10 protein-coding genes are annotated in these 11,229 nt (G+C 53.5%); 3 read left to right on the top strand and 7 right to left on the bottom strand.

The window, feature by feature from the left end; genetic code table 11:
- Window positions 1-30 precede the first annotated feature (30 nt).
- Together clpP and tig are read right to left on the bottom strand one after the other, a co-directional pair.
- A complete protein-coding gene (clpP, locus tag RHH81_RS10645) occupies window positions 31-720 on the bottom strand; it encodes an ATP-dependent Clp endopeptidase proteolytic subunit ClpP (RefSeq protein WP_149819305.1) in 690 nt (229 codons plus the stop codon).
- A gap of 84 nt (window positions 721-804) precedes the next feature.
- Complete coding sequence (tig, locus tag RHH81_RS10640; RefSeq protein ID WP_310743034.1) at window positions 805-2,274, bottom strand: trigger factor; 1,470 nt, start codon at window positions 2,272-2,274, stop codon at window positions 805-807.
- Window positions 2,275-2,533: 259 nt separating this feature from the next.
- On the opposite strand from tig, the gene RHH81_RS10635 reads away from it, so the two are divergent.
- Both RHH81_RS10635 and gltX read left to right on the top strand, forming a co-directional pair.
- Window positions 2,534-4,633 (top strand): TIGR00300 family protein, encoded by a 2,100-nt coding sequence (locus RHH81_RS10635; RefSeq protein WP_149819303.1) that lies wholly within the window; start codon window positions 2,534-2,536, stop codon window positions 4,631-4,633.
- 58 nt (window positions 4,634-4,691) lie between these two features.
- Window positions 4,692-6,149: a glutamate--tRNA ligase gene (gene gltX / locus RHH81_RS10630; protein ID WP_310743033.1), complete on the top strand. Its 1,458-nt coding sequence runs from the start codon at window positions 4,692-4,694 to the stop codon at window positions 6,147-6,149.
- On the opposite strand, the gene RHH81_RS10625 is transcribed toward gltX, so the two are convergent.
- The 5 genes from RHH81_RS10625 to ileS all read right to left on the bottom strand — a co-directional run bounded on the left by RHH81_RS10625 (window position 6,139) and on the right by ileS (window position 10,679).
- On the bottom strand, window positions 6,139-6,510 hold the full coding sequence (locus RHH81_RS10625) for a pentapeptide repeat-containing protein (protein ID WP_310743032.1): 372 nt from the start codon (window positions 6,508-6,510) through the stop codon (window positions 6,139-6,141). The two genes, gltX and RHH81_RS10625, sit on opposite strands and share 11 nt — an antisense overlap.
- Window positions 6,510-6,725 carry an IS630 transposase-related protein gene (locus RHH81_RS10620; RefSeq protein ID WP_399373389.1) on the bottom strand — a complete coding sequence of 72 codons (216 nt, stop codon included), beginning with the start codon at window positions 6,723-6,725 and terminating at the stop codon, window positions 6,510-6,512. Before RHH81_RS10620 ends, RHH81_RS10625 begins: the two co-directional genes overlap by 1 nt.
- Before the next feature lie 135 nt (window positions 6,726-6,860).
- Complete coding sequence (locus tag RHH81_RS10615; protein ID WP_206200142.1) at window positions 6,861-7,004, bottom strand: hypothetical protein; 144 nt, start codon at window positions 7,002-7,004, stop codon at window positions 6,861-6,863.
- A complete protein-coding gene (locus tag RHH81_RS10610) occupies window positions 7,001-7,801 on the bottom strand; it encodes a site-specific DNA-methyltransferase (RefSeq protein WP_310743031.1) in 801 nt (266 codons plus the stop codon). Before RHH81_RS10610 ends, RHH81_RS10615 begins: the two co-directional genes overlap by 4 nt.
- 16 nt (window positions 7,802-7,817) lie before the next feature.
- Window positions 7,818-10,679 carry an isoleucine--tRNA ligase gene (gene ileS, locus RHH81_RS10605; protein ID WP_310743030.1) on the bottom strand — a complete coding sequence of 954 codons (2,862 nt, stop codon included), beginning with the start codon at window positions 10,677-10,679 and terminating at the stop codon, window positions 7,818-7,820.
- Window positions 10,680-10,769: 90 nt separating this feature from the next.
- On the opposite strand from ileS, the gene ruvX reads away from it, so the two are divergent.
- Entirely contained in the window at window positions 10,770-11,225 is a 456-nt protein-coding gene (gene ruvX, locus RHH81_RS10600) for a Holliday junction resolvase RuvX (RefSeq protein ID WP_310743029.1), read from the top strand.
- Window positions 11,226-11,229: the final 4 nt, after the last annotated feature.

Genomic DNA, 11,229 nt, shown 5'->3' with positions numbered 1-11,229 from the left:
GGAACCTCTAGGGTTGCACGTAGGGTGTACTTAGTGGCTAGGGAGGGTCTGCCGCGTCACCACCTGATCAATCAGACCGTAGGCCTTGGCCTCTTCAGCGGACATAAAGAAATCCCGCTCCGTATCAGCTTCAATGCGCTCGATGGGTTGCCCCGTGTGCTGTGACAAGAGTTCATTGAGCTTGCGCTTGTGGTAAAGAATTTCCCGCGCTTGGATTTCAATATCCACTGCCTGACCCTGGGCACCTCCGAGGGGCTGGTGAATCATGATCCGTGCATGGGGCAGCGCCATCCGTTTGCCGGGGGTACCGCCAGACAGTAAGAAGGCACCCATACTCGCCGCCAAGCCAAAGCAGAGGGTACACACATCGGGGCGAATGTGCTTCATGGTGTCGTAGATGGCCATGCCGGCTGTAACCGAGCCACCCGGTGAGTTGATGTACAGGTAAATGTCTTTTTCCGGATCCTCGGCATCAAGGAATAGAAGCTGTGCCACGATGGAGTCAGCAACCGCATCATCAATGCCGCGGCGATCGCCCGCACCCCCCCCTAGGAAGATGATCCGCTCCCGCAGGAGTCGCGAGTAGATATCAAAGGCTCGTTCACCCCGCCCCGACTGCTCAACCACCATCGGCACAATATTGGCATGGGTAGGCGGCAGGTTGAGCGCTGGAGAGCGCAGAATGGCACTGAGGGGATGGTCGTAACGCGATTGCAGCATAGTTGCCTAGAATGACGGTTCGTTTGTAATTAATTGTAACTAGCGGTTTGTCCCCGTAGGGATCATCACTTTCATTATGCCGAACTATTCTTGGGCTGGGGCAGAACTTGCTTTTTTCCCAGAGCGTTTTTGCGGCTTAGATGGCTTTTCAGCAACGGCCTCCGTCTGGGTATCTTTGGGCGCTTCAGCAGTCGCTGTGGGCTGCTCAGTGGCTGTGTCGGACTGCACTGGCTGAAATGTATTTTGCTCTAGGAGCCAGTTGAGGGCTTCCTCCTGCTGCACTTCATCGTGGGCAAATTCGCGGAGTCGTTCTAGATCCTTGGCTGTTTGGTTGCCCAACACCTCTTTGTAGCGGTTCAGCCGTTCCTCCACTGCGTCGGGACTAGGTTCAATGCCCTCTTGACGAGCGATCGCCCTCAACAATAAACGGGAGTGCACCTCCTTCGCTGCCCCCGGCTCTGCCTCTTGACGCATTTTTTCGTAGAGTTCCTCGGTCATGATCTTGTTGAGATCAACGCCTTGGGACTGAATTTGCATCAGCGTCGTCCGCACCTTCACATCTGCCTCTTTGCGGATCAGGGTTTTTGGCAATTCAACTGGATTTTGGGCAATGAGGGTATCAATGAGGGCAGCTTCTTTCGCTTTCTTGTCTTGATTTTCAGCTCGCTCCTGATGGTTTTGCTCTAGATAGGCCCGCAATTCTGCCATCGTACTGAATTCACTGTGCTCAGCGGCAAAGGCATCGTCTAGGGGGGGCAGTTCCGGTGCTTTAATCCCTAAAAGTTCAATCTCAGCAGTCAATTGTTTGGGGATGTCTGCTTTCCCTTCCTTGACTTCCTCGGCAACAGACACCGTCACCGTTTTGGCTTCACCGACACTCATGCCGACAACAGCAGCAGGAATTTCTTTAATCAAAAAGGGTTGCTCTTCATCGAGGGACAGGGGCAGTTCATCTGCTGAGAGTTCCTTCACCACCTCGCCATTTTCATCTTTGGTCACCAGTTTTAGGGTGACATCATCGCCCCACTGAGCGGGTCGGTCTTCGACGGGAATGAGGGTGGCGTGCTCCCGTTGGTGCCGCTGCAAGAGCTTCTCGACAGTTTCGGGATTGTAGGTGACGGGAGTGTACTCAATGGTTAGCCCTTTATAGGCTGTGACTGTCACTTCTGGTTCGACATCAAACGTGACGCTGAAAGAAAAGTTGTCCCCCGGCTGAAATTGGTTCAGTAGCTCTGTAATATCCCCTTGGAGTTCGAGGTTGCCTAGATAGGGGATGTTGTTCTTTTCGACGGCGGCTTTGACGGTATCCTCAATCAGTTTTTCTATGGCCACATAGCGCAGCCGCTCTTTGCCAATTTGCTGCAAGACAAGCTGCCGGGGGGCTTTGCCCTTGCGAAATCCGGGTACCTGTGTATGGCGAAGGAGATCATTGACCACTTGGTTATAGACCTGTTGAGAGTGTGCCCCCGAAACCTCAATCGTGGCGAGGAGTTGGCTATTGGCACGGGGTTCAGTCGTCATGGAAATGAGGTCAGTCACGTCAGTCAAGGTCATTCCCCTTCGCAAATGGTGTCAGTGTAGTGTCAGTTGGCTGTGCGCGATCGCACAAATTATAATTTTAGCGCAGATTTCCCCTGCTCTTTGCAAATGGAGTTGCGCTTAAAGACACAGGGCAATGGGTGTAATGTCAAGGTTTGATGACAAAACCAATCGTCAGGATCCCCACTGCCTATAGAATAAAAGTTTGTCATGGGTGCCGTGTAGCCCACACCTAACTATTTTCACAAATTGCAACGATTTCTAAACAACCCCTATGAGTTCAACCCTGCGATTCCTCATGTGCCCTCCCACCCATTATGAGGTGGACTATGTGATCAATCCTTGGATGGAGGGAAATATCCACAAGTCCTCCCGCGATCGGGCACAGGAGCAGTGGCAAAAACTCTACGAAATTATCCATGCTCGGGCCACGGTTGACCTGATTGAGCCGCAGCCGGGCTGGCCGGATATGGTGTTTACGGCGAATGCGGGCTTGGTGCTCGGCGATCGCGTGGTGCTCAGTCGCTTTTATCATCCAGAACGTCAAGGGGAAGAACCCTATTTCAAAGCGTGGTTTGAATCTCAGGGGTATCAAGTTTTTGAGCTACCGAAGCAACTGCCCTTTGAGGGAGCCGGAGATGCCCTCTTGGATCGTGAGGGTCGCTGGCTGTGGGCAGGGTATGGCTTCCGTTCAGAATTGGATTCCCATGCCTATTTGGCGAAGTGGCTGGATATTGAAGTCCTCTCCCTGCGGCTCATGGATGAGCGTTTCTACCACCTTGACACATGTTTTTGTCCGCTCACGGATGGCTACTTACTTTACTATCCTCCCGCCTTTGATGCCTACTCCAACCGCCTGATTGAACTGCGGGTACCAGCGGATAAACGAATTGCCGTTAAAGAGGCTGATGCGGTCAACTTTGCTTGCAATGCCGTCAATATCGATCGCACGGTGATTCTCAACTGTGCCAGCCAAGAATTGAAGTCCGCCCTTGCCCAAGTGGGCTTTGAGGTGGTGGAAACGCCCCTGACAGAATTTCTCAAAGCGGGGGGTGCAGCTAAATGCTTGACCTTGCGGGTGACCGAACCCGTGCGCGAAGAACTCCATGCCACGGCGACAATTCCCAGTCGGGTCATTCATCTGGAGGGACACCTCCTCGACTCTGGCCTTGTGAACCGTGTCCTAGACACAATTGTGGAAAGTGGCGGCAGTTTCCAAGTCCTGCAATTTAATCTTGGCGAACAACGGCAAAGTCCCTCCCAAGCGGATATTCGGGTCATGGCGCCCGATGCCGAGGTCATGGATGCGATCATGGCGCAGTTGATCACCCTCGGTGCGATTTTACCGCCCTCAGAGGTGTGTGATGCGACCCTCGAAACCGTCACCCAAGCGGGGGTTGCCCCGGATGACTTCTATGTAACCACGATTTATCCCACAGAGGTACGAGTTGCCGGCGAGTGGGTTCGGGTTCAAAACCAACGCATGGATGGGGCGATTGTGGTGCGCTCAACCCCGGAAGGCACGGTGGCGGAGTGTCGCATTCTGCGGGATTTAGAGGTGGGCGATCGCGTGGTCGTGGGCGTCGAAGGCATCCGCACGATTCGGAAAACGGAAAGCCAGCGCAGCACCCAAGAGTTCACCTTCATGGGATCAGGGGTCTCCAGTGAACGCCGCGTCGAACTGGTGGTGGAACAAATTGCTTGGGAACTGCGGCGCATCCGCGATCAGGGGGGCAAAGTGATTGTGGTGGCCGGCCCAGTGGTTATCCACACCGGCGGTGGTGAGCATTTAGCCAAGCTGATCCGTGAAGGCTATGTCCAAGGACTCCTCGGCGGTAACGCGATCGCGGTGCACGATATGGAGCAAGCCATCATGGGCACCTCCTTGGGGGTGGATATGCAGCGGGGCGTTCCTGTGCGGGGCGGTCACCGTCACCACCTGAAAGTGATCAATACCATTCGTCGCTGTGGCAGCATTGCCAACGCCGTGGCTCAGGGCATCCTCACCAGTGGCGTGATGTATGAGTGTGTGAAGAATAATGTGCCCTTTGTCCTAGCGGGGTCAATCCGTGATGATGGCCCACTGCCCGATACCCTCATGGATTTAATTGAGGCGCAGCGGGAGTATGCCCGCCTGATTCAGGGCGCAAACATGATTTTGATGCTCTCGTCAATGCTGCACTCCATTGGTGTCGGCAATATGACCCCCGCCGGGGTGAAGCTCGTCTGTGTGGATATTAACCCAGCGGTCGTCACTAAACTAGCGGATCGGGGTTCTGTGGAATCCGTGGGCGTGGTCACCGATGTGGGACTGTTCCTCAGCCTGATGGTGCAGCAGTTGGAGCGGCTGAATCGTCCCTATACCCTTGCCTAGAAGCTTTTCAGCCAATGGGGTAGGATCGAAAGGGCAATTTTTGTATTCGAGGTCAGCAGTGACAGTTCGTGTTCGTTTAGCACCGAGTCCGACAGGAAATCTGCACATTGGGACTGCCCGTACCGCTGTGTTCAACTGGCTTTACGCCCGCCATCGGGGAGGGAAATTCATTCTGCGGATTGAGGATACCGATCGCGAGCGGTCTCGACCCGAATATACCGAGAATATCCTTGAGGGCTTGCAATGGCTGGGGCTGACGTGGGATGAAGGCCCCTATTTCCAGAGCGATCGCCTTGATCTGTACCGCCAAGCGATTCAAACCCTCTTGGACAAGGGACTTGCCTACTACTGCTACTGCACCCCCGAAGAACTCGATGCCCTGCGAGCCGCACAAAAAGCCAAGGGACAAGCCCCGCGCTACGACAACCGTCACCGCCATTTGACCCCAGAGGAGCAAGCCGCCTTTGATGCCGCAGGACGCACCCCCGTCATTCGCTTCAAAATTGAGGACGATCGCCAGATTGAATGGCAGGATCTGGTGCGCGGTCGAGTGAGTTGGCAGGGGGCTGATCTGGGGGGCGATATGGTGATTGCGCGAGCTGCCCCCCGCGGCGAAATTGGCTACCCCCTCTACAACTTGGTGGTGGTCGTCGATGACATTGCCATGGGCATTACCGATGTCATTCGCGGTGAAGACCACATTGGCAACACACCCAAACAAATTTTGCTCTATGAAGCCCTTGGCGCCACTCCCCCCAACTTTGCCCATACTCCCTTGATTCTCAACTCAGCGGGGCAAAAACTCTCGAAACGAGATGGGGTGACCTCCATTTCTGACTTCCGAGCCATGGGGTATTTAGCCCCCGCCTTGGCCAACTACATGACACTCTTGGGTTGGTCGCCCCCTGAAGGGATAGGGGAACTCTTTACCCTTGATCTGGCGGCGAAGCACTTTAGTTTTGAACGAATTAACAAGGCAGGTGCCCGCTTTGATTGGGATAAGCTCAATTGGCTCAATCGTCAGTACATTCAGCAACTAGAGCCAGCAGAACTTTTGGCAGAACTGATTCCCTTATGGCAGGGGGCAGGCTATGCCTTTGATGAGGGAGGCGATCGCCCTTGGTTGCTTGACCTTGCCCAACTCCTTCAACCGGGTCTCAACACCCTCAAGGAGGCCATTGATCAAGGGGCAGTTTTCTTTGTACCCACCATCCCCCTTGATGCTGAAGCAATGGCTCAACTGAGTCAACCCCAGAGTGCGACGATTTTGGCGTACCTACTAGCACACTTGCCGACAGAGCCAAAGCTCACGGTGGAGATGGGACAACACCTGATTCAACAGGCCAGCAAAGCCGCAGGGGTGAAAAAGGGAGCAACGATGCGATCGCTGCGCGCTGCTCTCACGGGTGCTGTCCACGGTCCCGATTTAATGGCCACGTGGCAAATTCTCCACCAACGGGGCTGGGATCAACCGCGACTTGCGGCAGCATTGACACAGGCACAGGTTACTTCCTAGGGGCTGGGGAGCGATCGAAGATCGTTTGGCTTAAATTAGCCCCACTTAAATTTGCGCGATCGAGATCTGCCCCCTTCAGGTTTGCAGCCGTCAAATTCACATCAATCATGTTTGCCCCCTTCATGACCGCATTCTCCAAATTGGCACCGCTAAGGTTGGCATTGACAAGGTTGCTAAGGGTGAGGCGTGTTCCCACCAGTTGTGCCCCTGCCAAATTGGCATTGACCAAAATCGCTAGATAGAGACTGGCACGGTTCAAGTTTGCCCTTTCCAAATTGGCGCCAAAGAGATTCGCACCCGCCAGATAAGCGCCCTCCAAATTGGCACCTGCTAAATTCGCCTTAAACAAATTGGCATCCATTAGGTTCGCGCCCCGCAGATCACAGTTTGGACGCCAAATCGCTGGGCACGGTCGATTAAACGGTCATCGGGATGGGCAGCAACATCGGCTGCTAAGGCCGCCCAATCCAGCTTCCAAGGACGACGGGGGACAACCGTGGGCGCTAAGTCCTCTCGCTTCAACCAGCGATGGATGGTGGCGCGACTGACCTGAAAGATTTGAGTTGCTTCACTGATTTTGCCACCTTGCTTGATGTAGGAGACAACCCGCTCTCGTCAGTCCAAGCTATAGCTCATATTCTTGAGTGATATTCATGATGCTTTGAGTATAGCCTATCCCTCTTGAAAATATCTCATCTCCTTTCGAAATAGCTATAGTTCGTGACCTAGCAGGTCAGCAATAATCATTTCCTTAACTAACCCCGGCTGCAGTAGGTTGCGAATACCAATTGTTTGAGCAAGTTGAGACGCTTGACGGATCAGATCAACAATTTGACGATAAACTTGCTGTTTCACCAATCAAAAAGCCTCCCCGCGATTTCATACTCTGCCTCACGTAATCTCTCGTTTGCTGCTTGGACAAACTTTTGATCTTGCTCAATAGCAATGAAATGCCTTCCCAAGCGTTTACAAACTACAGGGGCTGTACCGACACCGGCAAATGGATCAAGCACTAAGTCACCCTTATTAGAGCTTGCCTTGACTAAGCGTTCAATCAGCTGCTCTGGCTTTTGAATGGTATTGAGTGCTTCGCGAGCTACTAGTTCTTTTGATTTATACGTGAGCTGTTTAATATCTCCCCAGACATCTCCTAGGTTTTTACCTTCTTCATTGAATTTAGTTTTGCCATACTTACCATTAATCACTGATGGTACCCGCTCACAACGACGACGGTGCTCTAGCTCTACTAGCTGTGGTACCCGAATAGCATCTAAGTTAAAGGTTTTGGGACGCTGGCCCTTAATAAAGTAACAAATAAGATCATAGTTATTTGTGTAGTTGATCCGTCCTTGGGCTAGGCGACTGGGCTGATACCAGACAATTTTTGCCTGTAAGTTAAGAAATGGACGGTAGTCAATAAAGTCAATACAATCAGGTTTACCAAAAAGGTAGAGTGCTCCTCCCTCTCTCAATTTTTTAGCAAAGATGGTGATGAGTTTGAGGTTAAACTCTTGGATGTTAGAGATGCGATCCCATGGATTGGTGGTTACACCGTAGGGGCCGTCGCAAATAATGAGATCAATGCTCGCACTTTCAATCTGGGGCAAGAGGGTAAAAGCATCAGCTTGGTAGATACGATCAATCTCTAGCATGCTTTCGCTCAATCATCTAAAACATCCCTTCTAGGGCGGCTTGACAGCGATCGCACAACTGGGGATGCAAGGCCGATTGTCCCACACTTTCAGAATAATTCCAGCAGCGGACGCATTTCTCACCCTTGGCATGACCAACACCAATCCATAGTCCTTCGGCTTCAAGGACATAGGGTACGTCCACCCCTGCCTGTTGCGGCATCAGCTCCACTTGGGACACCAAAAAGAGATAGCGCAATTCATCCACCCCATTGCCACTGAGGGCATCGCTGGGATTCATGTCCTGAAGGCGATCGCGCCACTGTGGATCAGCAACATAGAGCCACACTCTGGCTTCCAAAGAGGAGCCAATGAGCTTTTCGGCACGGGCCTGTTCGAGCACCTTATTCACCTCTAGGCGTAGTTGCCGCAGGCGCTGCCACTCACTGGCTAGCTCCTGATCCTGCCACTGGGCAGGAAGCTGTACCCAGCCGCTTTGAAAAACCGAAAGATAGGGGGTTTTGAAGGGCAAATGCTGCCAAATATCTTCGGCTAAATGGGGAAGCACTGGGGCAATAGCACGGGCGAGGTTTTGAACGGCAACGGCCAGAACCGTTTGACAACTGCGCCGGCGATCGCTCGCGGCAGCACTGATGTACAACCGATCCTTGGCAATATCGAGATAAAAGTTCGACAGATCAACAACACAAAGATTTTGAATCGTTTGGAAAAAGCGATAGAACTGAAAGCTATCAAAGGCCGCCGTTACTTCGCTGAAGACTTCATGCAGCCGATGTAGCATATAGCGATCCAAGGCGGGCAGTTGGGCATAGGGAATGGCATCTTGATCGGGGTCAAAGTCGTGAAGATTCCCCAAAAGAAAGCGAGCCGTATTGCGAATCTTGCGATAGACATCCGCCAACTGCTTGAGGATATTTTTACCAATGGGGACATCATTGGCATAGTCCACGGAGGACACCCACAGGCGCAATACATCGGCACCATAGGCAGGGTCTTGCTTTTGGTTTTTGCCCCCCTCAATCACTTCGCGGGGATCCGTGACATTGCCGAGGGACTTGCTCATTTTCCGTCCCTGCTCATCGAGGACAAAGCCGTGGGTGAGGACTGCTTTGTAGGGGGCTTGGCCTTTAACGGCAACCCGTGTTAACAATGAGGATTGAAACCAGCCGCGGTGTTGGTCAGAGCCTTCGAGGTAGAGATCCGCCTGTTGATCGCCGAGAACCGCCGCCCAGGAAGAGCCAGAATCAAACCAGACATCCATCGTATCGGTGCCCTTTTCGTAGCGATCGGCTTGATCTCGTAGGGATTCAGGCAGCAATTCCGCAACGGAGAGTTGCCACCAAGCATCAGACCCGCGATCGCGAATAATGGCTTGCACATGGGCAATGGTTTCTGCCGTCAGCAGGGGTTCCCCCGTGGCTTTGTCATAAAAGACGGGAATGGGCACGCCCCAACTGCGCTGCCGCGAAATACACCAATCGGAACGCTCCGCCACCATTGCCGTAATGCGGTTTTCCCCTTGGGCAGGAATCCACTTCACCTCGGCGATCGCCCTGAGGGCGGCATCGCGAAAGCCTTCAACGGAAGCAAACCACTGCTCCGTGGCGCGGAAGATGGTTGGTTTTTTCGTGCGCCAGTCGTAGGGGTATTTGTGGACATAGGGTTCTTCCTTGAGGAGGGCGCCACACGCTTGCAGTGCCGCAATCACCGCCTCATTCCCTTCCTTGAGGACATTGAGACCGGCAAATTGTCCCGCTTCTGCTGTAAAGCAGCCATTTTCATCCACGGGCGACAGGATTGGCAAGCCATAGCGCTGACCCACCGCATAGTCCTCTAAGCCATGGCCAGGGGCCGTGTGAACCAGACCCGTCCCCGATTCAGTCGTGACATAATCGCCGCCAATGACAATTTTGCTCTCGCGCTCAAAGAGGGGATGTCGATAGCGCCCATTTTCCAAGTCAGCCCCTTTGGCGGTGGCCACCACCTTGAGGGTACAAGCAAGGGTTTGGCTAAGGCGCTCCACCAGATCCTTGGCCACAATCAAATATTTGTAGCGGGCACTGGGTTTGACTTCAACAAGGGCATAGGTGAGATCCGGATTGACACTCACCGCCAAGTTGGCCGGAATGGTCCAAGGGGTCGTTGTCCAGATGGCAACCCCCAATTTGCCGAGGGCTTTGTACCACGATTTGGCTAGCCCTTGCGGCAGTTCGATGACTTCAAAGGCGGCATAGAGACTACGGGAGGTGTGGCCTTCGGGATATTCCAGCTCGGCTTCGGCGAGGGCGGTTTTGGAGCTAGGACTCCAGTGGACGGGCTTGAGACCGCGATAGATATAGCCCCGCAGCACCATTTCACCAAAAACGCCGATTTGGGCGGCCTCGTAGTCAGGGGTGAGGGTCAAATAGGGGTGCTCCCAGTCGCCCCAAACCCCATAGCGTTGGAAACTCTGCTTTTGCTCGGCAACGGTTTTGAGGGCAAATTCCTTGGCCTGTTGGCGGAGGGTCAGGGGGGTAAGCTGGGCACGCTGTTCGGGTTTCAGGTTTTGCAGTACCTTGAGTTCAATGGGCAGGCCGTGGCAGTCCCAACCGGGGCGGTAGTGAACCTTGCGTCCCCGCAGCAGTTGATACTTGTTGATGATGTCCTTGAGAATTTTGTTGAGGGCATGGCCAATGTGGAGAGCGCCATTGGCGTAGGGGGGGCCATCGTGGAGAATAAAGACCTCACCCGGATTGGTTTGCTGCAGCGTTTCATAAATTTGGTGCTGTGCCCAAAAGGCTTGCAACTGGGGTTCCCGTGTGGCTGCATTTGCCCGCATTTCAAAGGTGGTTTGGGGCAGGTTGACGGTGTCTTTGTAGTCGGGGGTCGCGTCAGTCATGGGTGGGTACAGCGGGGTATGATCGTTGGAGGGCAAGAAAAAATCGGGAATGGATTCAATTGTAGGAGAACTGTTCTTATTCACTCAAGGATGATTTCCGTTCTAGGTTTGGATCTGGGGCGCAAGCGCATTGGTGTGGCAGGGTGCGATCGCTTGGGGCAGTTGGCCACAGGCATTACAACCATCCAGCGGCGCAATTTTGCCAGTGATGTGGCGCAGCTTCGCCAGATTTGCCAAGAGCGAGGGGTAGAGAAGTTAATTGTGGGCTTGCCCTACACCCTCGATGGCCAACTGGGATCCCAAGCACGGCAGGTACAGCATTTGGCAGAAAAAATTGGCGCAGCCCTAAATTTACCCGTGGAATACGTTGACGAGCGGCTAACCTCCTTTCAAGCGGAGGAAATCCTCAAACAACGGCGGCGATCGCCCCGTCACCACAAGGACTTAGTGGATCAAATTGCTGCTGCCCTCATTTTGCAACAATGGCTCGATGCCCGTTCTCAAGCCGCAAAAGCAACACTGGCACCCGCTGATCCGCAGCTATAACGGA

Origin of the sequence: Thermosynechococcus sp. PKX95 (assembly GCF_031583295.1) — a bacterium.
Classification (GTDB): domain Bacteria; phylum Cyanobacteriota; class Cyanobacteriia; order Thermosynechococcales; family Thermosynechococcaceae; genus Thermosynechococcus.
This window is presented reverse-complemented; position numbering and strand designations above follow the sequence as displayed.

Bases quoted from the DNA above. Each gene is read 5' to 3' on its own strand.
- clpP (WP_149819305.1), bottom strand. From the start codon at position 720: ATGCTGCAATCGCGTTACGACCATCCCCTCAGTGCCATTCTGCGCTCT.
- tig (WP_310743034.1), bottom strand. From the start codon at position 2,274: ATGACCTTGACTGACGTGACTGACCTCATTTCCATGACGACTGAACCC.
- RHH81_RS10635 (WP_149819303.1), top strand. From the start codon at position 2,534: ATGAGTTCAACCCTGCGATTCCTCATGTGCCCTCCCACCCATTATGAG.
- RHH81_RS10625 (WP_310743032.1), bottom strand. From the start codon at position 6,510: ATGGATGCCAATTTGTTTAAGGCGAATTTAGCAGGTGCCAATTTGGAG.
- RHH81_RS10610 (WP_310743031.1), bottom strand. From the start codon at position 7,801: ATGCTAGAGATTGATCGTATCTACCAAGCTGATGCTTTTACCCTCTTG.
- ileS (WP_310743030.1), bottom strand. From the start codon at position 10,679: ATGACTGACGCGACCCCCGACTACAAAGACACCGTCAACCTGCCCCAA.
- ruvX (WP_310743029.1), top strand. From the start codon at position 10,770: ATGATTTCCGTTCTAGGTTTGGATCTGGGGCGCAAGCGCATTGGTGTG.